The sequence below is a fragment of the Luteitalea sp. genome, assembly GCA_009377605.1.
GTDB lineage: Bacteria > Acidobacteriota > Vicinamibacteria > Vicinamibacterales > Vicinamibacteraceae > WHTT01.
This window is the reverse complement of sequence record WHTT01000030.1, coordinates 40,153-61,928: the sequence shown is the minus strand read 5'-3', so window position 1 is coordinate 61,928 and position 21,776 is coordinate 40,153. Positions and strand designations below refer to the sequence as shown.

Annotated in this window: 18 protein-coding genes; 9 read left to right on the top strand and 9 right to left on the bottom strand. The window is 64.6% G+C overall.

Annotated elements, in window-relative coordinates; all coding sequences use genetic code 11:
- Nucleotides 1–13: 13 nt before the first annotated feature.
- The gene (gene glnA / locus GEV06_12285) at nucleotides 14–1,369 is read left to right on the top strand and encodes a type I glutamate--ammonia ligase (GenBank protein MPZ18675.1); all 1,356 of its coding nucleotides are present in this window, start codon (nucleotides 14–16) and stop codon (nucleotides 1,367–1,369) included.
- A 447-nt stretch (nucleotides 1,370–1,816) separates the two neighbouring features.
- On the opposite strand, the gene GEV06_12280 is transcribed toward glnA, so the two are convergent.
- On the bottom strand, nucleotides 1,817–3,604 hold the full coding sequence (locus GEV06_12280; protein ID MPZ18674.1) for a GAF domain-containing protein: 1,788 nt from the start codon (nucleotides 3,602–3,604) through the stop codon (nucleotides 1,817–1,819).
- Between the two features lie 216 nt (nucleotides 3,605–3,820).
- On the opposite strand from GEV06_12280, the gene ggt reads away from it, so the two are divergent.
- From ggt to GEV06_12265, 3 genes are all read left to right on the top strand, one after another.
- Complete coding sequence (ggt, locus tag GEV06_12275; protein ID MPZ18673.1) at nucleotides 3,821–5,656, top strand: gamma-glutamyltransferase; 1,836 nt, start codon at nucleotides 3,821–3,823, stop codon at nucleotides 5,654–5,656.
- A 51-nt stretch (nucleotides 5,657–5,707) separates the two neighbouring features.
- A complete protein-coding gene (gene fabZ / locus GEV06_12270) occupies nucleotides 5,708–6,166 on the top strand; it encodes a 3-hydroxyacyl-ACP dehydratase FabZ (GenBank protein MPZ18672.1) in 459 nt (152 codons plus the stop codon).
- Nucleotides 6,167–6,521: 355 nt separating this feature from the next.
- Nucleotides 6,522–6,671: a lmo0937 family membrane protein gene (locus tag GEV06_12265; protein MPZ18671.1), complete on the top strand. Its 150-nt coding sequence runs from the start codon at nucleotides 6,522–6,524 to the stop codon at nucleotides 6,669–6,671.
- Between the two features lie 25 nt (nucleotides 6,672–6,696).
- Here GEV06_12265 and GEV06_12260 read toward each other — a convergent pair whose 3' ends face one another.
- On the bottom strand, nucleotides 6,697–7,698 hold the full coding sequence (locus GEV06_12260) for an EamA family transporter (GenBank protein MPZ18670.1): 1,002 nt from the start codon (nucleotides 7,696–7,698) through the stop codon (nucleotides 6,697–6,699).
- Complete coding sequence (locus GEV06_12255) at nucleotides 7,698–8,189, bottom strand: winged helix-turn-helix transcriptional regulator (GenBank protein MPZ18669.1); 492 nt, start codon at nucleotides 8,187–8,189, stop codon at nucleotides 7,698–7,700. Before GEV06_12255 ends, GEV06_12260 begins: the two co-directional genes overlap by 1 nt.
- 158 nt (nucleotides 8,190–8,347) lie before the next feature.
- On the opposite strand from GEV06_12255, the gene GEV06_12250 reads away from it, so the two are divergent.
- Nucleotides 8,348–9,886 carry a response regulator gene (locus GEV06_12250; GenBank protein MPZ18668.1) on the top strand — a complete coding sequence of 513 codons (1,539 nt, stop codon included), beginning with the start codon at nucleotides 8,348–8,350 and terminating at the stop codon, nucleotides 9,884–9,886.
- On the opposite strand, the gene GEV06_12245 is transcribed toward GEV06_12250, so the two are convergent.
- Both GEV06_12245 and GEV06_12240 read right to left on the bottom strand, forming a co-directional pair.
- The gene (locus tag GEV06_12245) at nucleotides 9,709–10,737 is read right to left on the bottom strand and encodes a FliA/WhiG family RNA polymerase sigma factor (protein MPZ18667.1); all 1,029 of its coding nucleotides are present in this window, start codon (nucleotides 10,735–10,737) and stop codon (nucleotides 9,709–9,711) included. The two genes, GEV06_12250 and GEV06_12245, sit on opposite strands and share 178 nt — an antisense overlap.
- 295 nt (nucleotides 10,738–11,032) lie before the next feature.
- A complete protein-coding gene (locus GEV06_12240) occupies nucleotides 11,033–11,314 on the bottom strand; it encodes a hypothetical protein (GenBank protein ID MPZ18666.1) in 282 nt (93 codons plus the stop codon).
- Nucleotides 11,315–11,588: 274 nt separating this feature from the next.
- Between GEV06_12240 and GEV06_12235 the strand changes: the two genes are divergently transcribed.
- From GEV06_12235 to GEV06_12225, 3 genes are read left to right on the top strand one after another with little or no spacing between them, the layout of a single operon-like run.
- Nucleotides 11,589–13,034: a response regulator gene (locus GEV06_12235; protein ID MPZ18665.1), complete on the top strand. Its 1,446-nt coding sequence runs from the start codon at nucleotides 11,589–11,591 to the stop codon at nucleotides 13,032–13,034.
- Between the two features lie 15 nt (nucleotides 13,035–13,049).
- Nucleotides 13,050–13,496, top strand: a complete 447-nt coding sequence (locus GEV06_12230) for a hypothetical protein (protein MPZ18664.1) — start codon at nucleotides 13,050–13,052, stop codon at nucleotides 13,494–13,496.
- Complete coding sequence (locus GEV06_12225; GenBank protein MPZ18663.1) at nucleotides 13,493–13,813, top strand: hypothetical protein; 321 nt, start codon at nucleotides 13,493–13,495, stop codon at nucleotides 13,811–13,813. The genes GEV06_12230 and GEV06_12225 overlap by 4 nt, the downstream gene beginning before the upstream one ends.
- Here GEV06_12225 and dusB read toward each other — a convergent pair.
- The 3 genes from dusB to mfd form a co-directional block, all read right to left on the bottom strand.
- Complete coding sequence (gene dusB, locus GEV06_12220) at nucleotides 13,794–14,906, bottom strand: tRNA dihydrouridine synthase DusB (protein ID MPZ18662.1); 1,113 nt, start codon at nucleotides 14,904–14,906, stop codon at nucleotides 13,794–13,796. The two genes, GEV06_12225 and dusB, sit on opposite strands and share 20 nt — an antisense overlap.
- Entirely contained in the window at nucleotides 14,903–16,000 is a 1,098-nt protein-coding gene (locus tag GEV06_12215; GenBank protein ID MPZ18661.1) for a hypothetical protein, read from the bottom strand. The genes dusB and GEV06_12215 overlap by 4 nt, the downstream gene beginning before the upstream one ends.
- A 225-nt stretch (nucleotides 16,001–16,225) precedes the next feature.
- Nucleotides 16,226–19,855: a transcription-repair coupling factor gene (gene mfd, locus GEV06_12210; protein MPZ18660.1), complete on the bottom strand. Its 3,630-nt coding sequence runs from the start codon at nucleotides 19,853–19,855 to the stop codon at nucleotides 16,226–16,228.
- A gap of 309 nt (nucleotides 19,856–20,164) precedes the next feature.
- On the opposite strand from mfd, the gene GEV06_12205 reads away from it, so the two are divergent.
- Complete coding sequence (locus GEV06_12205; GenBank protein MPZ18659.1) at nucleotides 20,165–20,635, top strand: hypothetical protein; 471 nt, start codon at nucleotides 20,165–20,167, stop codon at nucleotides 20,633–20,635.
- Between the two features lie 103 nt (nucleotides 20,636–20,738).
- Here GEV06_12205 and GEV06_12200 read toward each other — a convergent pair whose 3' ends face one another.
- Nucleotides 20,739–21,614, bottom strand: coding sequence for a DUF3014 domain-containing protein (locus GEV06_12200; protein ID MPZ18658.1), 876 nt, complete (start codon nucleotides 21,612–21,614; stop codon nucleotides 20,739–20,741).
- Nucleotides 21,615–21,776: the final 162 nt, after the last annotated feature.

The window sequence follows — 21,776 nt, the reverse complement described above, 5'->3', positions numbered from 1 at the left end:
TCCCTGTTTTGTTATGAAAGACGACACGACGGAGCGAGCACGTCGCACACGCATCGGGCAAATCCTCGAAAGCGTGGACCGGCTCGGCGTCAAGTTCATGCGCCTGCAGTTCAGCGACATCTTCGGCAGCACGAAGAATGTCGAGGTTCCGGACAAGCAGTTCGAGGCGGCGCTCGAGGGCCGGATCATGTTCGATGGCTCGTCTATCGAGGGCTTCGTCCGCCTCGAGGAGTCGGACATGTACTTGAAGCCGGACCTCGCGACCTTCAACGTGTTTCCCTGGCCGCGTGAGACGGGCCAGCGGGTGGGACGCCTCATTTGTGACATCACCGACACGGATGGGACACCATGTGCCGGCTGCCCGCGCCAAGTGTTGAAACGGACAATCAGGCGGGCGGCAACGGCCGGATACACGATGTATGTCGGGCCCGAGGCAGAGTTCTTCCTCTTTCAAACCCGCCACGGCCAAGCCACGACAGAGACGCACGACGCTGGAGGATATTTCGACTTGACGCCGGTCGACCTCGGAGAAGAGGTGCGCCGTCAGATCGTCCTCGCGCTCGAAGCGATGGGATTCGAGGTGGAGGCAGCGCACCACGAGGTTGCGGCAGGCCAGCACGAGATCGACCTTCGCCATGACGATGTGTTGACCAGCGCCGACAGCGTCAGCACATTCCGCTTCATCGTGAAGAACGTCGCGATGCAGAACAGCCTGCACGCGACCTTCATGCCCAAGCCGCTCGATGGCGTGTTCGGCTCCGGCATGCACACGCACCAGTCGCTGTTCCACGAGGGACAGAACGCGTTCTACGATCCGAAGGCCCCGAGCGAGCTGAGCACCGACTGCCTCCACTACATCGGCGGCCTGCTGAGGCATGCCAAGGCGCTGTGTGCCATCACCAGCCCGCTGGTCAACTCCTACAAACGGCTGGTTCCCGGCTATGAGGCGCCGACGCACATTGCTTGGTCGGAGCGGAACCGCAGTCCGCTCGTGCGGGTGCCTGCGCCACGCGGCACGGCGACCCGCGTCGAGCTCCGGATGCCCGATCCCTCGTGCAACCCGTACCTGGCCTTCGCCGCGATGCTGCGCGCCGGGCTCGACGGCATCGAGAATCGAATCGACCCCGGACCGCCGGTTGCGAAGAACATCTACAAGATGAGTTACCGGGAGCGCCGGCATTTGCGCATCGATGAGCTCCCCGCCAACCTCAGCGAAGCCCTCGCGGCGCTCGAGAAGAGCGACTTGATGCGCGACACGCTCGGCGATCACATCTTCGAGCACTTCCTCGAAGCCAAGCGAGAGGAGTGGTCCGACTACATCCGCCGGGTGAGCGGCTGGGAAATCGAGCGATACCTCACGATGTATTAGGGCGACGGGGGTCAAGGGATCGAGGGTCACGCGGGTTCCTGCTGACCTCGCCTGAGGTCAGCGGCGTCCACGGCGCTGGACGTCTCCAGGCGACACCGTTCGCGCAGCGGTCGATTTGTGACCGTCTTCGGCGTCACAGCGATCAGACAGGAGTCGGCACAGACTTTGATTGAGTAAGGAGCAGGTCGCGCCGGGTCAACGGGGTGCGTTACCTTCAGGCAGGCGCTGGCATCGCCGTACCCCGTCGTTCGTGGGCGATCCGTGCGCGACCTAGACTCATTTCGTTACCTTCATCCCCGGGTGCGACGCCGCCGTGTGTGGTGGTCGCACCCTTTTCGTTTCCGGAGGGCGAGCATGACTGGCCGTCATTCACGGGCTCTCCTTCCCTTGATCCCTTCACCCCTTTGTCCCTTGATCCCTTGACCCCCAACGCTCGCCGCTAGCCCCCTAGGTAAGAATCTTCACGGCCACAGCCGTCATGTCGTCGTTTTGTCCTGCGTTCCCGCGAAACGCCACGACCGCGCCAAAGACGGCGTCGACGATGCGCTGGGCCGGTAGCTCGCGGGCTTGGCGCGCGACGTCGAGCAGGCGAGCGGCGCCGAATTCTTCACCCCGCTCGTTCATCGCCTCGAAGATGCCATCCGAGCAGAAGAGGAACAGGTCGCCTGCGTTGAGCGGCATCGTGACCTCGTCGTACCGCGACTCGGCAAAGGCACCCAAGGGGACCCCGGCTTGCTCGATTTGGATGGCGCGCTCCTCGTTGCAGTGGATAGGGTAGGGAAGGCCAGAGTTGGCCAGCGTCAAGATGCGGCGCTTGAGATCGAACCAGGCGTAGCAGAGCGTGCAATAGTACTCCTCGAGCTGCCGTTGGTGGAGGATGGTGTTGATCGATGCGAGCACGCCGGCCGGCGTCGAGCGCTCGGGCAGATACGGCTTCCGGAACGTCCGCGACCGCACGAGCTCCGCTGCGAAGACCCCGTAAAGAGCCGCCGGCACGCCTTTACCGGACACGTCGCCGACCGCGATCACGAGGCTGTTGGCCTCCGCCGTCAAGAGCTCGTGGAAGTCGCCACCGAGCTCGCGTGCTGACGCGAAGCGCACCCCCACGTCGACGCTTCGAAGCCGCTTGGGAAGCCCCACTGGCAGCAGCGCGGCTTGCACGCGCTGCGCAAAGCGCACCTCGCGCTCCAGGCGCTCTTCGTTCGCCGCTACCGCTTCGTAGAGCCGAGCGTTCTCGATGGCGACGGCCGCTTGGTTCGCGAGCACCTCGAGGACGTGCAGATCGCGCTTCTCAAAGGCGTCGACGTTCGGGCTGGCAATATCGAGCACGCCAATCAGCCGGTCTTTGTAGATCATCGGGATGGCGACCTCTGACCGCACGTCTTCCATCACCTGGATGTAGCGTGGCTCGCGCGTGACGTCGCCTACGAGAACGGACGTCCGCTGCTCGGCGGCGTATCCAACCAGGCCTTCACCGAGCCGCATGGGGTGCACGGTATGAATGTCGCCGTACTGCACCGCGATTCTCACCTCGAGCAGATTGGTGGCCTCATTGAGGAGCAGGAGACAGAAGCTGCGATAGTCGACGACACGGCGCGTCAGCTGCGCAATGCGCGTGAGCAGCTCGTCCAGGTCGAGAATCGACGAGACGTCCCGCCCGATCTCCGCCAGCAGCTCGAATGTTTCGGCGTCCCGGCGCTGCTGCTCGAACAGACGCGCGTTGACGAGCGCCACCGCCACGTGCGTGCCGAATTGACGCACGAGGGCGAGATGGCTCGACGTGAACGCGCCGAGCTCCCGACTCAAGATGTTCAGCGCGCCAATCACACGCTTGCGGTAGACGAGCGGCACGACGAGCGAGGACTGCACGTCCGGCACGAAGCCGAGATGCCGTGGCTCCGTCGAGAGATCGTTCACCAGCCATGCGCGCTGTTCCGCCACGGCTGCTCCGACCACGCCCTCCCCCACGCGCAAACGGACCTGCTCGGCAAGCCCCTCTGGATACCCGACCTGATAGCCAATCGTCAACTCGCCGCGCTTCTCGTCCAGCAGGTAGATCGCGAACGCATCGAAGGCAATCAAGCGACCGATGAGATCTGGGATGGTATGGAGCAGCTCGCCGAGATGGAGGACGGACGTGATACGCCGGCCGAGGTCGAACAACGTCGCCAGGGCCTCGCGGTCGGTAATCCGCGCGATGAGCGTCGAAGAGGTGTCTGTGAGCGTCTCTTTCACGAGCGGGCGTGCCTTCCCCCGGACATGGCGCCGCCGGACCGACAGACGACCGATGTGCGACGCACAGGTTTCCGAGGCCTGTAATCAGAATTATACTGGCTACCGCCCTTGGGCTGCCCGCCCTGAGCGTCATCGTCTCTCGACTTCGTTCGCGACGACCCTCGAGGTCTGGCGCGGTGGAACGGTCGCTCCGAGCCCAGTTGAAGGGCAGAAACCATGTTCTCGTGGCCTCCTCTCACTCGTCTTTGCGCCCTACCCAAACGTCGGGCCTCCACTCATAGGCTGGCTATGCTGCTCGCGGTGTCTGTTTTGCTGCCCGCCTTCGGCGTGGCCGACCGCCGTGCCGAGTCCGCCGAAGCGCGAAGCGCGAAGGCGGAAGCCCCGCCTACGGCGAGGCGAGGGCCAGCTTCCGGCGTGGGCAGCGGCCCGCGTGCTCCGGTACACGCGCGTCACGGGATGGTCGGCTCGACCGAGGGCCACGCCAGCCAGGCCGGCATCGACATCTTGAAGCGCGGCGGGAACGCAATCGATGCTGCCGTGGCTGTTGGTTTCGCGCTGGCGGTGACCCACCCTGCCGCCGGCAATCTTGGCGGCGGCGGTTTCATGCTCATTCGGCTCGCCGACGGCAAAACCACGGCGATCGACTACCGTGAGATGGCTCCGGCCAGAGCTTCGCGCGACATGTTCCTCGACGCGCAAGGAAACGTCGTTGCCGACCGGAGCCGCATTGGCCCGCTTGCGGCCGGCGTACCCGGCTCCGTCGCAGGTCTCGTCTACGCGCAAGAGAAATACGGCCGACTGCCGCTGGCCGATCTCATTCAGCCCGCTATCGACCTCGCGGAACAGGGATTCGTTGTCAGCGAAGCCTTGGCCGACTCTCTCTCGAACGCGAAGCCGAGACTTGTCACGTTCCCAGCATCCGCGCGTGTGTTCCTCGAGAATGGCGAGCCGTACGGCGCAGGCGACCGACTCGTTCAGCGGGACCTCGCGCGGACGCTGCGCCTCATTGCCAAGCACGGAGCCGAGGGCTTCTATCGAGGGCCGGTCGCAGAGCTCATCGAGGCGGAGATGAAGCGCACTGGTGGACTGATCACCAAGGCGGACCTCAGCGCCTATCGGCCCGTCGAGCGGGAACCGCTCCACGGCAGCTATCGCGACGTCGAGATCATCGGCATGCCGCCGCCGAGCTCGGGCGGCGTCGCGTTGATCCAGCTGCTGAATATTCTCGATGCCTATCCCATCCAGGAGCTCGGGCACAACTCGCCCAAGACGATGCATCTGATGGCCGAGGCGATGCGGCGCGTCTACGCAGATCGTTCCAAATGGCTCGGCGATCCCTCGTTCTTCGATGTGCCCATAGCAGGGCTCACGTCGACACGCTATGCAGCTGCGCTGCGTCGATCGATCAATCTGGACCGGGCGACCTCCTCAACCGCGGTGCAGCCGGGGCAACCGGCCGACTTCGAGTCGGAGCAGACAACGCACTACTCGGTCGTAGACGCCCAGGGCAACGCCGTGGCCACGACCACGACGCTCAACGGGTCCTACGGGAACGGCATGGTGGTTCCCGGCACCGGGTTCCTACTCAACAACGAGATGGACGACTTCAGCGCCAAGCCGGGCGTCCCGAACATGTTTGGCCTGGTCGGCGATCGGGCGAACGAGGTTCAACCCCGCAAGCGCATGCTGAGCTCGATGACGCCAACCATTGTGACAAGGGAGGGCCGAGCGCATCTCGTCCTCGGCTCGCCTGGCGGGTCGCGCATCATCACGACCGTTCTCCAGGTGCTCATGAACGTCGTCGACCACGGAATGAACGTGCAGGAAGCCGTTGACGCTCCGCGCTTCCATCATCAATGGTTGCCAGACTACATCCGTGTAGAACGCACCGGCTTCCCAACGAACGTGCTGTCGGCCCTCGAAGCTCGGGGCCACGCCGTCAAGGCTCAAGGTGACATGGGAGACGTCCACGCCATTCTCATCGACCCGCAGTCGGGGATGCTCAAGGGCGCCTCCGATCCCCGGATGGACGGCCGGACGCTCGGATACTAGTGGGCTAGCCGCCCTTGGTCCCTTGATCCCTTGATCCCTTAAGATACCCCGATGCCCGACATCGCGCTGCCGCTCGACTATGCTGCAATCGAGCGCATCCTCCCTCATCGGTATCCGTTCCTTCTCGTCGATCGGATCACAGAGCTCGAGCCAGATCGGCGGATCGTGGGCATCAAGAACGTCTCCCTCAACGAGCGTAATCTAGTGCACCGGGCCGGCGAGCCCCCTGTGCTTCCGTCCACCCTTCTCACCGAGGCGGTAGCGCAAGTCGGTGCGATCCTGATCCTGGCCAAGCCGGAGAACCGCGAGAAGTTCATCTTCTTCATGGGCATCGAGCGCGTGCGCTACCGCCGGCCCGTCCATCCCGGCGATGTCGTCGAGATCGAAGCACGCGTCGGCCGCCTTAGGAGCCGAACAGGCGTGCTCCACGGCGTCGCTCGCGTCGACGGAGCCGTCGCGGCTGAAGGGACCATGACCTTTGCGCTCGGGCCGAGGCCGGATCCCACCTAGGTCCTTGGTTCTTGGTCCTTGGTTCTTGGTGCGCCTATTGCCCCGATGCCAAGGCGGACCAAGGATCGAGGACCAAGGACCGAGGACCGCTAGCGGCTCGAGCCCCAGCGTGTAGTTTTGACAAGCTGCGTCTTGGACGACGTCACGAGCCGGCGGCCGGGCAGCAGCTTTTCGCACAAGGTGGCGCAATCCAATGGATTTTGCGATCCTCGCGGCTGGCGTTCAATTTGCAGACAGAAGCCCCGAGACCGCGCGCGCGTGGATGCCGTTTCCACGACCAGCCCAGCCTTGGCGCCGTGCCGCGCGGTTCTCAACCCCTTCGCCCCATTCAGTCGCCAGAAGCGCCCTGCGCGAGATGCTCGAAACGGTCGCTATCCTTCTCATCGTCATCTGGCTGCTTGGGCTCGTGACGGGGCATACACTCGGCAGCTTCATTTACCTCCTGCTCGTCGCCGCGGGTGTTCTCATCGTCGTGCGGCTGGTCACGGGCCGGCGTCTGGTCTAAGGGCCACCAAAAGTACGGCACCCGGCTATTTTTCACACACCCTGAGCGTCTCACCGACAACCTGTGGCACGGCGGCGCTGCTGTCTGTCTGCGCCTGGCGGACGGGCTGCGGCTTACGCCACCACAGCGCCCGTACCGCTGCTGACCCGCCGGGCGCCGATACGACTGCCATGCCCGCGAGGATCAAGATCATCGCCAGGATCATCGTGAGCGTCACTGGCTCGCTGAGCAGCAGCGCCCCCAGAGCGACTGCAAGGACCGGATTGACGTAAGCGTAGAGCGACACCGTCGAGACGGGAAGGTGTCGCAGTGCGTAGACATAACAGGCGAAGCCGACAAGACTGCCGGCAATCGTGAGGTACACCAGGGCGGTGACAGTGCGCGCCGTGAAGCTGACCAGGCGCCACTCGCCGAGTACCGTGCTCAGCAAGAGCATGACCGCGCCGCCCGCGAGCATCTGAATCGCCGCTGCTCCGAACGGGTTTTGGTCCGTGTGACGCCGTTTTGAAAGCACCGTCCCGGCTGCCCAACCAGCGCAGGCCACCTCCAGCGTGAGCAGACCGCTCAGTGAGCCCGAGGTCATGCCCGCCTGAAGGTCCGCCCCCGCAAGCAGGAGCACGCCGATAAAGCCCAGTATCAACCCTGCCACCGCGCGGCGCGTGATGCGCTCACCATGGGGCACAAGAGCCCCGATGCCCACCATCCAAAACGGGGTCGTGGCGACCGTCACGGCCGCCATGCCGCTCGAGACGACCTGCTCTGCGAACATGACGCCCCCGTTACCCACGCCGAGGAGGAGCAGCCCGGCGAGGGCAAAGCTCGGCCAGGTGGAAGGCCTCGGTAGGCTCACTCCCCGCGCGCGCACCAATAGCACGAGGATCATGCCGCTCACCACGAACCGCGTGCCCCCCAGCAGGAATGGCGGAATCGTCTCGAGGGCTATCTTGATTCCCAGATAGGTCGTGCTCCAAATCAGGCATACGGCGAGGAACGCGGCGTAGGCCAGTTTGCGCTCGCGGCCAACCATTAGTGCACCTCCTCGGCCACAGCTGGTGTGGGTAGCGGAAGGCGGGGCGTTTCCTTGATGGTTTCGAGAACAATTGTCGTACGGGTCGACGTGATGCCGCTGATCGCGCCGATACGAGTGCGCAAGATCTCCGCGATGTGCTGCGGGTCTCGTGCGCGCACTTTGAGGAAGTAACAGTCCTCACCGGCGACGTGGTGCACCTCGAGAACCTCGGGCACAGCAGCAAGTAATCGGCTCGTTTTGTCGTCGCTCGGGCCGGAGCTGGCACGCACGGCGATGAAGGCCAGCAATTGGGCGTTGAGCGCCGCAGGGTCAACGAGCGCCGCGTATCCCGTGATCACGCCGCGCGACTCGAGCTTCCGAATGCGCTCCAGGACCGCGGAGGGTGCGATCTCCAAAGCGCGGGCGATATCCGCCTGCGACATGCGCCCGTTGAGCTGAAGCATGGCGACAATCTGAGTGTCGGTCGGGTCGAGGCTTGGAGAGGACATAGAGCACCGCCTAAGAGAATAATATTCTCATATTAGCCCTCCATATCACAGTAAATTTATGGTTACAGCACAATATCAGAACAATATTCTTTATATTCGCCTGTGAGAATTTCGGACAGCCGGTCGCTGTGATACAGTGCCGACAATTCGGCTGCAACATGTCCTCACGAGAGTCCTCGATCGGCACGGAGACCCTTGCCGCCGCACTCGATCGCTTTTTCGTCGCAATGCAGCACGGCATCTACGTTGGTGTCGTGTCGCCGGACGCGAGCTACACGCTCGCGGTGAACCCCCAAGCCAAGCTGATGTTCGGCTTCACGCCCGATCAGGCCGATGAAGAAGTCTGCCTGTTTGCTCCCGAACGATTCGTCGACGCCCAAACGCGGCGCACGTTTCTGGAGCGGTTGACGGCAGACGGCGTCGTCCGTGACCTGCTGCTGCGGTTACGCCGGATCGATGGTCGGATTGTCTGGGTGGAGGTGACGGCCCACGCGGATTCGGACGGAGATGCGCTGCGCATCCAGGCGCTGTTGCGGAACGTCAGTGACCGCAAGCGGCTCGAGGAGCAATCACGCGATATCTATCACCAGATTCTGCAAACCGAGAAGATGGCGGTCCTCGGCCAGACGCTCTCCGGTGTTGCACACGAGCTCAACAACCCGCTGGCGACCATCCTGACCGTGGCCGAGCGCGTTGCCGGTCAAGAGGTAACGCCGCGGGTCCAGGAAGCCCTGCAGACGATTCTGGCCGAGGCGGAGCGTGCGGCGAAGATCGTCCGGCATCTGCTCACCTTTGCCCGCAAGCGGCACACGACGCGGACCATGGTCGACGTCAACCAGATCGTCCGCGAGGCGCTCGAGCTCCGGTTCTACGGCCGTGGCGTCGACAACATCACCGTTACCGACGCACTCGCAGCCACCCTGCCGCAGACGTTTGCAGACCCGCACCAACTCCAGCAAGTGGTGCTCAATCTGATCATCAACGCCGAGCAGGCCATGCACGCGGCGCACGGCGGTGGAACGCTCGTCGTTAGAAGCTGGCACGATCCGGAACGCGACGCGATTCTGCTGGAGATCAACGATGATGGACCTGGTATTCCAGCAGAGGCACAGTCACGGATCTTCGACCCGTTTTTCACGACCAAGGAAGCGGGCCAAGGGACCGGTCTCGGCCTGACGGTCGCCTACGCGATCGTTCAAGAGCACGGCGGCCGGCTCTCCGTGAGGTCGGAGGTGGGACAGGGCACCTGCTTCTCCCTGGCGCTCCCGATCGCTGGAGGACAGTTGCGAGCGCCGGCACGCCGGAGCGCGCCCCAGACGCGATTCGTCGAAGGCTTGCGCGTGCTGTTGGTGGAGGATGAGATCGCTTTGGCTGCGGCAGTTGCCGATGCGATGACCGACGCCGGGTTCCTCGTGGACCGCGCCACTGATGGTCAGCAGGCTCTCGTGCGCGTTCAGGCAGAAGCCTACGATCTGATCGTCTGCGACCTCCGCTTGCCCCGCCTCGATGGGCCTTCGTTCTACCGCGCGATTGCTGGCAAGACACCGGCCCTCGCGCGCCGCGTCGTGTTCGTGACCGGCGACGTCGTGGGCAACGATGCCTCGCGGTTCCTCGAAGAGAGCGGGTGCCGCTGGCTCGCCAAGCCGTTCCGTCTCGGCGATCTGCTGGCCATTGCGCGCGAGGTCGTCTCCGGATAGCGCAAGACGACACCTGGATCCGCGTCGGCATTGCGCATCGCGGACGATGACAAGCGGGCGCGAGCCATACGGCTCTGCACGTTGGCGAGGTTGACGACGTCTCTGCCAGACCTGGACGGCGTCGTAGCCGCAGCTGAAGTCGGTGCCTCGCGCTCATCGGCCAGGAGCTGCCGCAGCCGCGCGACGGCGCGTGCATGAAGCTGTGAGACTCGTGACTCGTTGACGCCGATCTGGGCGCCAATCTCCTTCATCGTTGCCTCACGGTAGTAGTACAAACCAATCAACAGGCGCTCTCGCGGTGGAAGCTGTGCAATGGCTTGGCGCAGCAAGCGGCAGCGCTCAGACGCCTCGAGCTCGGCATCTGGTGGCGGCGTCTCTGGCGGGAGGCAGATCGCGGGCAGCAAACGATCGTCCGACTCTCCCGCGCAGGCGGCCGACGTGGACTCGATGGTCCGAATGCGAACGACGGCTCGTCCCAGCCGTTCCTCGGTGGTTCCTAGCCGCTCGGCGATGTCGGCGAGCGTCGGCTCGCGATTGTGCTCGCGGCGCAGGCAATCGCGCGTCTCGTCGAGCTGACGCCGCAGCCGTCGCACGCCGCGTGGCCACGCCGCACGCCGCAGCGCGTCGATCATGGCGCCTCGCACGCGCCGTTCGGCAAAGGTTTCGAATCGGATACCGCGAGACGCGTCGAAGCGCTGCACGGCATCAATGAGGCCGACCATCCCGTCTTGAACCAGATCGTTCAGCTCCACCGAGTTGGGCATCGATGCCGCAACCCGACGCGCCAGCGCCTCGACAAACGGCAGATGATCAGCCAGGCGAGCCTGTGTCTTCTGACAAAGCGGCTCCATCCTGCTCCCCCTCACCCCCCGAAGGTCGATGGTTCCCCTCGCCACTCAACCTTCGCCGGCGAATCCGCCGGTCGAGACGAAAGGACGCAATCGCAGTGCCAATCGTCGATTCTTCGACAGCTGCGCCGAACAATGATCGGTGCAGGCTGATAACGGATTGATTAGAAATAACTTACTGGGTATGACCGTCCTGTTTCGGACGGTTGTCGCGCGTCTCTAGCGTGGCCTGTCGTCAACAAAATGACGATATACTCCCCCCATCGACGATTCTGTGACGACGACACTGCCGCGGTCGTCACTCTTTCGAGGGGCGCGATCCCTCCCACTGTTCGCGAATCTCGCGAGTCGTGGTGAGCGCGTCGAGCGCGCCGCGCACGACCTCCGAGGCTCGCGAGCGGCTCTGCTCGTCGCCCGCCCGTACCTGCAGTAACTCGGCGTGGGCGAGGATAACGCCGAGCTGGTTGTTCAGACGATGAAACAGCGCGGTTAGGTCAGTGGCGTCGGCAGGCACGCGGCTCCCCTGCTCGTCGAGATTGCCACGGCAGACGCCGGGCCTGGCGGCTAATGAGCTCGTCACTTCCACTCTATCGTTCAGTCTATCGGTCGAACGGGCACAGGCATTAGGAGGGTGACAAGGTGAGCGGATGACAAGGTGACGGGGTGAGGGGGTGACACGGTGATGGGCAGCTCGACGACTGGGGTGAAAATTCGCTCGCTATTGCAAGTTCCTGCGCCGCGGGGCCTAAAAGGCCCCGCGCTACGTACGCCAGTTCACCCCGTCACCCCCTCACCGTGTCACCCCGATTGACGGCGAGCGGTCGGATCGTCAAAATACCGACGGGTCGTGAGAAATGGCTGACAGTAAGAAACATTTGCTCCTGGTCGAAGACGAGGCGTCGCTCCGCCTGGCGGTGGCGGAATATCTCACGGGTCAGGGCTTCATCGTCGAACAAGCTGCGACTGCCGAAGATGCGCTCGCGCGCCTGGACGACTTTGCCTTCGACGTCGTCCTCACCGACCTGCGGCTGCCTGGGCAGAGTGGGACGGTCGTGCTGGACGCAGCGCTCAATCGCTACCCTGACGTCGTCGTGATCGTCGTGACCGGGTACGGCACGGTCAAAGATGCCGTGGCCGCCATCAAGAGCGGCGCTGCGGACTTCCTGACCAAACCGTTTCAGCTCGACGAGCTGCAGCTCGTGCTCGAGGGTGCGCTCGCCGTGCGCCGCCTTCGCTCGGAGAATGCCTACCTCCGCGCCCAGCTTCAAGAGCGCTACCGGTTCGAGGGCCTCGTCGGACGCAGCGGCCTGATGCGCGAGCTCTTTCAGCTGTTGGAAACCGTCGCTGGGACGTCGAGCACTATCTTGATTTCGGGTGAAACGGGCACGGGCAAGGAGTTGGTGGCCCGAGCGCTTCACCACAATAGCCCCCGGCACCGCGAACGGTTCGTGGCCATCAACTGCAGTGCCATTCCCGAGACCCTTCTCGAGGCCGAGCTCTTCGGTCACGTGCGTGGTGCATTCACGGGTGCCGTGACCACACGAAGCGGTCGCCTGGAGCAAGCCAACAAGGGCACGCTGTTCCTCGACGAGGTGGGAACGATGAGCCCCGCCCTGCAGGCGAAGCTGCTGCGCGTGCTCCAGGAGCGGGAATTCGAGCGGGTTGGCGATACGCGGCCCGTCCGGGTCGACGTGCGCGTGATCGCCGCCACCAATGCCGACCTCGCGCAGCTGGTCAAGAGCGGGACGTTCCGTGAAGACCTCTTCTATCGACTGAACGTGATCCCTGTCAGTCTTCCCCCGCTGCGCGAGCGACGCGAGGATATCCCGCTACTCGTGCAACACTTTCTCGAGAAGCTCGGATCCGAGATGCAGCCACCGCGGCGCGGCGTCACCTTCTCGCAGGCAGCCATGCGTCGATTGATGGGCTACACCTGGCCGGGCAATATCCGTGAGCTGGAGAACGCGGTGGAGCGGGCGCTCGCGTTGAGCCCGGGATGCGCGCAAATCGACGTCGCCGCGCTGCCACCCTCACTGCAGACCGTAGAGCTCGTACAGGAGGAGCGGGATGTCGTGCTTCCGGACGAGGGACTCGGCCTCGAAAGCTACATCGGCCGGATCGAGCATGCCTTGATTCGTCAAGCACTTGCCCGTACCAGTGGCAACAAGCGGCAAGCCGCAGAATTGCTCGGTCTCAAGCGCACCACGCTCATCGAGAAGTTGAAGCGGCTCGAGCGCACGATTCTCGATCAAGACGGCGATATCTCGCGGGAATCCGAAGTCCTGACTCCTGATTCCTGATTCCCGATTCCTGAAATGTCCCGTTTGATCTATTGGACGATCCTGGTCGCCGGCGGGCCGACGGCGTTTCGCGCGCGCAATGCCGAAGATCTGCTACCAACGCTGAAGCAACTGCAACGCCGGCAGCCGGACGCGGTCCTCAAGTGGTTCGAGGGTGGGCGGATCTGGAATTCACCGGAGGAAGCCCAGGCCGAGCGGGTGCGCGCGCGTCGCGAGGCGCGGACCCGAGGACGCGACTGGCGACCGGGAGGGACGCATAGCGATCCACGTGCGCGGCCCAAGATCCCGCGGGCGATCAAGCGGCGGACGCTAGCGAGACGCTTCGGTTGGAAGAAGGCAAATGAGACCGATGACGCTGGAGGTGCAGCGCCGAGGCCACCACGCGGGCACTTTCAGGGAGGGCCGAGGGTCCGCCGGCCGCGCGAGTCCCCTGGCTCCAAGAAAGGGCCCAAACGCCGGTGACGGTCCACGTGGTCCTGTACCGGCCGCGTGCCGACGCGTCGGACGAGGAGCGCGACGCCCTCGTCCGTGCAATCGGCGTCGCCGCGCGGGACGTTCCGTCAGTCCGCCGCTTTCTCATCGGAAGCCGGGTGGCGCTTCGGCCAAGCTATGTCATGACAGGCTTTCCGGAGTTTCCCTACGTCGCTCTCGTCGAGTTCGACGATGAGGCGGGGTTGCAGGCATATCTCGAGCACCCAGCACACGCGGAGCTTGGTTGCCGTTTCAACGAGCTTGCAGAAGCGGCGCTCGTCTACGACTTCAACGTGGAAGCTGTGTAGGGACATCGAAACGGGGACAGCCCCCGTTTTCCGCGGACCGGAAAACGGGGGCTGTCCCCGTTTCCGTCGCGAAGAACGCCTCGATGACCTCGCGGAGCTCGGCGATCGAAGCGCACTGATTGATGCGAACTCTGAGGTGCGAGCCGTTTTCGACACCTTTCGTGTACCAGGAGCCCAGGGCGCGAAGCTTGTTGATGACCCAACGCTCGCGGCTCCGCTGCGACGGCTGGCCGCCAGACGAGGGCGACGTCGGCACGGCATGACGGAAGCCTTCTGCTTCGTCCATCCGCTCGCCGAGCAGCAGGTCGATGTACTCCAAGAGAAAGCGTCCCCGTTCCCACAAGGACACCTGGCGACTGGGGCTCCCGGCTCTCAGATCCGCGGCTTGAGCGAGAATCCACGGGTTGCGGAGGATGCCACGCCCCACGAGCACGCCCTCGGGCCCAAACGCGAGGCGGTCGACGACCTGTTCCGGCTCGACGCAGTCACCGCTGCCAAAGACCGGGATGTCGACGCGCTCCGCGACCCGCGCAATGAGGTTCCAGTCCGACGTTCCGCTATAGGCCTGCGCCGCAGTCCGTCCATGCACGGTGAGAGCAGCTGCACCCGCATCTTCGACCATCTCTGCCAGCAGCGGTGCATTGATGTCCTGCTCGTTCCACCCCGCACGCATCTTCACGGTGACGGGAATCTTCACGGCCTTCGCCATCGAGCCCACGACCGCCGCGGCGTGCGCCGGCTCACGCATCAAGCTACAGCCTGCGTTGTGCTTGGAGATTTTGGGTACAGGGCAGCCCATGTTGATGTCGACGACGTCGGCACCCATCGCCTCGACGATTTGCGCCGCCGCCGCCATCTTCTCCGGATCGCCGCCGAAGATCTGGATGGAGACCGGCCGCTCCTCTTCGGTGTACTCGGCGTACTCGAGCGTGCGGTGGATGCCGCGGACGAGGCCCTCAGAGCTCACCATCTCGGACACGACTAGGCCGCAGCCTCCGTGGCGCTTCACCAGACGGCGGAACGCCGTATCGGTCATGCCCGCCATCGGGGCGACACCCAGCGGGCAGTCGAGCGTGAGCGATCCAATCCTCATGACTTCGTCGACGACTGTTGCGGCTCTTGCTGCTGCGGCTGCTTTTGCGCCGCAGCAACCGCCTGTTCGTACGCCCTTTTCACCTCGTTGTTCTTCCACTCGATGATGGCCTGCCGCCGCAGCCGCCCGAGATACTTCTGGAACTCCCCACCCTGCTTCGTCTCGAAAACCTTTTGGTTGATTTCCTCACGTGCCTCGTCGAACGAAGTCACCTTCTGCGGCGTTCGCGACTCGAGCTTGATGATCTGCCAGCCGTCGTTTGTCTCGATCGGCTCGCCCACCTGGCCCGGTTCGATCTTCGCCAGTAGTTGCTGATGGTTGACCGACAACTCCCGCGCCGCAAGCGGGCCGATGAGGCCGGCGTTGGCTCGCGAGGGCGCGTCCGACATCTCGCCCGCCAGCTTCGTGAAGTCCTCACCTGCCTCGAGCCGCGCCTGCACTTTCTCGAGCTTCTCCTGCGCGGCTTGCACCGCTTTCGGGTCCGCCGGCTTGCCTTCTTCGGCCTTGGGCAGGGCCACGAAAACCTCACGCAGCGTCACCATCTCCTCCTGCGTGAACTCGGTGCTGTGCGCCTTGTAGTACTCTCGCGCCTCTTCTTCGCTGATGCTCACGCGGCTGTACACCTCTTGCTGCTGTAGCCGCTGCACGATCATTTGCCGCTCGAGCTGTCCTCGGAGGGTCTCGATCGTCAAGCCGGACTGCTTCAGCGCAGTCTTCCATTCCTCATCCGACTCCAGCTTGTTCTCTTTGCGGATGTTGCCGACTACTTCGGTGAAGCGCTCGTCCGTCAGCTTGAAGCCCAGCTCGCGGCCGCGCTGCATGAGCAACAACTCGTCGATTGTGTTGAGCACGACCTGCGGCGTGATCTCGGCAACCGCCTTCTTGAACGCCGCATCGTCGAGGTCCGCCGTCGACAGCGACTTGTTCCTCAGCTGTTCCTCTAAGGCTGCCGCCGTTCGTCGCTCCATCTCCGTCTTCGTGACGATCTCGCCGTTCACTTTGACGAGAATCTGCTCGAGGATCTCGGCCTGGAGCGGGACGATGACGCTCACGGTGAGCACACCAAGACCCGCCAAGCACCTCAACATCTTCATGGTCAACTCCAGCCGCCGGGGGCGGCGAACCTTTCTATTGTACAGGCAGGGCGTGACACGGTGACACGGTGAGGGGGTGACAAGGTGACAAGGTGACGGGGCGGCTCGATGACCGGGGTGAAGTTCGCTCGCCACTGCCGATTCCTGCGCCGCGGGGCCTAAAGGCCCCGCGCTACCTGCGCTGGTTCACCCCTCACCTTGTCACCTTGTCACCCCGTCACCCCCTCACCCCGCCACCGCAGCCTCCTCCAACTCGACCAGCAGCTGCTCGACCCGGGCGACAACCCCCCCAGGTGCTAGCGGGTCTTCCGCGGGGCGCCTCGTGACCTCCGCCTTGCTGAATCCCGCCCGAACGTCAGCTTCTCTGGCTCGTGCGGTCCACCACGACTGGCCGTCCCCGGAAGCGCGGCTGACCCGGCTGGCGGTCGCCGGCGCCGGGGCGCCGCGCACGCTCCTGTCCGGAACGTGACGCTGGGTTCGCCCCTGGAGCGATGGCGGCGCCAGCTCCAGCCTCAGCAATCCAGGCGGCACAAGCCTTACATCGGGCCGCCTGCCCATCAGGCGAACCAGACGGCCGGGCTCGATCGGTGCGTCGGACCTGAATTTAAGGACGATGGCCGACGCTTCGCGGTCGATCGACTCGACCCGCAAGCGATCCGCCGCGATCCGCAGCCGTGCGCACGCCGCCAGCTGGGACAGCGCTGCAGGTGGCGGACCGTACCGGTCCCGCACGTCCCCCAGGACGCGCTCCAGCTCGTCGAGCGATCGCGCCGAGGCGATGCGCCGATACACACTGAGCCGCTGGTTCATGTCCTCGATGTAGCTCTCGTCGATTCGAATGTCCATCTTGAGATTGAGGGCGGTCCGGCGATCGTCTTCGAGCTCCTCTCCCTTCAGAGCGCGTACGGCTTCCTCGAGCAGCTTCGTGTACATCTCGAAGCCGACCGCCTCGATGTGGCCGCTCTGCTCCCCGCCGAGCAGATTGCCCGCACCTCGGATCTCCAGGTCCAGCGCGGCAACGCGGAAGCCGGCGCCCAGGTCCGAGAACTCTCTAATGGCGGCAAGGCGGCGGCGTGCCACGTCCGACAATGTGTCGGCGGGCGGCACCACGAGGTAGGCGTACGCGCGGCGGTCCGAGCGGCCGACGCGGCCGCGCAGCTGATAGAGCTGCGCCAAGCCGTATCGGTCTGCTCGATTGACGATGAGCGTGTTGGCGTTCGGAATGTCCAGGCCGTTCTCGACAATGGTGGTGGACACGAGCACGTCGAACTTGCGGTCCACGAAGCCGACCATCACGCGCTCGAGCTCTGCTTCCTCCATCTGGCCGTGGCCGACACCCACGCGGGCATCCGGCACGAGCCGCTGGATGAGCTGAGCAAAGCTGTAGATCGACTCGACGCGGTTGTGCACGACGTACACTTGACCGCCGCGCTCGAGCTCCTGCTGAACGGCGCTCGCCAGGATCCTGGCGTCGAACTCCGTGACATGCGTTTGGATCGCCTGCCGATCCTTCGGCGGCGTTTCAATGATGGACATGTCACGGATGCCCACGAGCGACATGTTCAGCGTCCGCGGGATCGGTGTCGCCGTCATGGTCAGCACATCGACGCGCTTGCGCAGCTGTTTCAGCCGCTCCTTGTGCACGACACCGAAGCGCTGTTCCTCGTCGACGATGAGCAGCCCCAGGTCGCGAAGCACGACATCTTTCGACAGGAGACGGTGCGTCCCGACGATCACATCGACGCGGCCGTCAGCGAGCCCTGCGAGCGTGGCCTTTTGCTCGGCCCGGCTCCTGAATCGGCTCACCATGTCAATCCGGGCCGGAAAGGCCGCAAACCGCGACGTCAGCGTTCTCAAGTGCTGCAGCGCCAGGACCGTCGTCGGTGCGAGGAAGGCCACCTGCTTGCCATCCATGACCGCCTTGAACGCGGCGCGCATCGCGACTTCGGTCTTGCCGTAGCCCACGTCGCCGCACAACAAGCGGTCCATGGGCGTGGGCGCCTCCATGTCTCGCTTGATGTCGGTGATTGCACTTCGCTGGTCCACCGTCAACTCATACGGAAACGCATCCTCGAACTCCTGTTGCCAATGCGTGTCGCCGCTGAATGTATGGCCCGCGATGGCGTTGCGCGCGGCGTAGAGCTTCAGCAGCTCCTCGGCCATGTCACGCATGGCGCGCTTGACACGTGTCTTGGTCTTCTCCCAGCTCGCACCCCCGAGGCGATCCAGCACGGGGCGGCCCCCGCCGGTGTGCTTTTGCACGAGGTCGAGCCGGTCGACCGGCACGAACAGCTTGTCCTCGCCCGCGTAGCGCAGCTCCATGAACTCGCGCGCTTCGCCGCTGACGTCGATCTTGCGCAAGCCCACGAAGCGACCGACGCCGTTGTCGATGTGGACGACGAAGTCGCCCACCCTGAGATCTCGAAAGTCAGAGAGGAACGGCGACCGACGTGTCTCGCCCTTCGCGGTGATGCGGCGCCGCCGCTCGCCACCAACCCGTTCTTCATCGAAAACGTCCGTTTCTGCGTAGAGGCGAAGCTTGGCCTCCGGAAGCCGAAAGCCTTCGGAGAGATCGCCTACCACCACAAGGAGGGGTGCTTCCGGGGGTCGCGGGGCTACGTCGTGTGCTCCCTGCACGGCCTCCGCGCGAGACTGCGCTCCATCCAGCGTCTCGTCAACGGGCTCTGCAACAAGGCCGTGCTCGCGCAGCAGCTCGATCACTCGCTCTGCACGCCCGGACGTCTCGGCCACCAGCACCGTCGTTTCACCCATCTCGCGCGCACGAACGAGCTCTTCGACCCACTGGCTCACACGGCCGTGGAAGTGGACCGACGGTTGACAGCGCACGTGCCGCAAGACCTCTGGAGGCGTGGGCGCTGCGAGGTCGTCCAAACCGAGCGTCTCCAGACGTGTGGCGCGTACGAGACGCTCGGCAACGTCGCTCCAGGCCACCGTCATGCGATCGACCGGCAGCACCTCGTCTCCCCGCGCCACCGCGTCTCGATAGCTCGAGGCGATGCCCTCGGCGCGGGCCTGCCCCAGCCGATCGACATCTGTCCACTCCAGGACGACCAGCTGTGCGTCGGCGCGGGCGGCGTAATCGAAGACTGTTGTCGAGGCGGCGCCCGAATCGTCGGCGAGCTGCTCGGTGAGCGGCAGAATGCGGACATGCTCCAGCACCGACACCGAGCGCTGAGTTTCGGGGTCAAAAGCCCGGATCGACTCGACCGTGTCGCCAACGAACTCGAGACGGATGGGCAAGCGATCTCCCGCCGGGAAGACGTCAACGACACCTCCGCGGACATAGAACTCGCCATGTTGATCGACCGGATCCTCGCGTGAGAAGCCAGCCGTCACGAGCCGATCCGCGAGATCGCTCGGGGCAATCTCCTGCTCCGGCCTGAGCTCGGTGACGGCCTGCATGAGGCGATCCGGAGCGACGAGACGCGGCAACAAGGCAGCCGTCGACGCGACAACGAGCTGTGCGCGCCTCGAGGCGAGCGCGTGGAGGGCACGCGCACGTGCGGCCGCCACGTCGAAGTGCGGCGCAAGGCCGCGGTAGGGATCTACCTCGGGCGAGGGAAATGGGAGGACTCGCGGCTCCGCCGCATCGTCAGCCGTGCGCGCGAGAGCACGCAGAAAGAATCGGGCATTGGCAACGAGCGGCTCGATGTCGCGATCGGCCGGCACAACGGCGAGAATCGGCCGCTCACCCGCGGCAGCAGCGATCGCGAGGGCCTTGGCTGCTGCGGACAGCCCCGACCATCCCTGCTCCGGTCTCGTGAACCCGGCCAGGTCAGCGGCGATCGCGAGGATCGTACGAAGTGAGAAGGCGGTCGTAGCGGAGCTCATCATCCGGCAGGCGCATCGCCCGTGCGAACCCTTGATGGTAGCACGCCGCCATTTCTGTTGATTCGCCGATGCCGACAAGTCTGTTGCCGATTACCGGCCTACCTTCAAGCGTGTCTCGGCGCAGCGCCTTCCCTGGGCCGTTTCTGGCCCGGCGAGTAACGCCAGACACCACCGTGCGCGGCCATTTACATTGCCCATTCCGCTCCTGGCCTTTCCAGCCACACCAGTGGCACGTCACTTGCTGAGAACCTCACGGTTACCTACGAGCTGCCGTTCGGCGAGCAGAAGCGCTGGGGCAACCGCAGCGCGCTGGTGAACACGCTCTTCGGCGGATGGGCCGTCACCGCCGTGGGCAGCTACCAGAGTGGCTTCCCTGTGCAGGTCTACCAAGCGAACAACAATTCCGGTCTCTTCGGCAGCAATCAGCGGCCGAACCTCGTGGCCGGCGTCGACCCAAAGACCTCGGGCAGTAATACCGACCGCGTGGATGCCTGGCTCGACCCCGAAGCGTGGACCGCGGCCGACCCGTTCACCCTGGGCGACGCCCCGCGCACCGATACACGCGTCAGAACGCCGTTCAAGAAGAACTGGGACATCGCCATCCAGAAGATGCAGCGGCTCGGTCAGACGAGCCTCATGGTGCGGGCGGAGATTATCAACGCTTTCGACGATGCCAACTTCCGCGGGCCGAACACGGCGTATGGCCTGGCCTCGTTCAGCCGCGTGACGGAGGTGGGCGGCTTTCCACGCATGGTGCAGTTGATGGCGCGCCTAGCGTGGTGAGCCCACCACGAAGATCACGAAGAAAACAAACTGATCTTCGTGTCCTTCGTGTCCTTCGTGGTGTAACTCTTCGTGTCTTCGTGGTCGTCGTCTTCGTAGTGGGCTAGGTGCTCGCCGGGAGCCGGTCTGCTGGGATCCCGAGTGCCAGCGCGAGCTCGCGCACCTTCTGCTGGACCGTCTGTCGGTTACGAGGTCCCATCCGAATGAGCTGCTTCTGAGCGGACGGGAGGGCTTCGATGTTTTTGTCAACGAAGACGTAGTTGACGCCCTTCCCTTGCCGCACCACGACGGGGCCCGTCACGTCTGGCGTGGCCAGCAATCGGACCATCGCCTGCTCGATCGCCGCATCGAAGTCGTCGTCCGGATTGCCCAGCTCGCGATACGCCTCGTCGAATCGTGGCTTGAGCGTCGTGTAGAGCCGCGCGAGCGCGTCGGCATCGAGCGATGCGACCGTCGCAGCGATGCCGTTGTAGCGATCGTACGACCGCGAGTCGATGGTTATGTCTTTCCCGCTGCCCTGCACGGTGAAGTCGCCCTTGGGCGCAACGGCACGCACCTGATTGGCGGGGGCGACGCCGCGGGCGATGTTGTCGATCGAGACCACGAAACGGCGTACGAGGTCGTCCGTGGTGAGGAGTGCAGCGAGCTGCGGTTGCGACGAAAGAGGACCGACGAGTTTACGGATGAGCGTATCCAGCGCGCTTACGTCGGCCAGCGGCGGGACGTCTACCGGCTCCGCCGGTTGACCAAGGCCTTGCGGCTCTGGCGTAGGCAGCGGGGTATCGGCAGGGGCGCTCGTCTCTGCCGGCGGACTCTCCGCCCGCGACCACGGTCGCATCTTGTAGAGATAGTAGCCCGCGACGATCAGGACGACGAATAGCAGGACTGCGCCAACCCGTGCCAGAAGCGAGCCCGGCATGCCGGAGCGCGACGGCTTCTCGGGGGGCTTTTGCAGCTCATAGTTACTCAGCTCGATCATACGCGTCCCTCGGGGGCTCTCCGGCGCTGCGAAAACGTCCAGCGGCCGCCTCGGCGAGGCGGCCCTACCTTCGTCCACGGTCCCGCGGCCGCCTCACCGAAGCAACCCGACCGTCGTCCACGGTAGGGCGCGTTCGCCGAACGCGCCGTGCTCGTCGCCTCT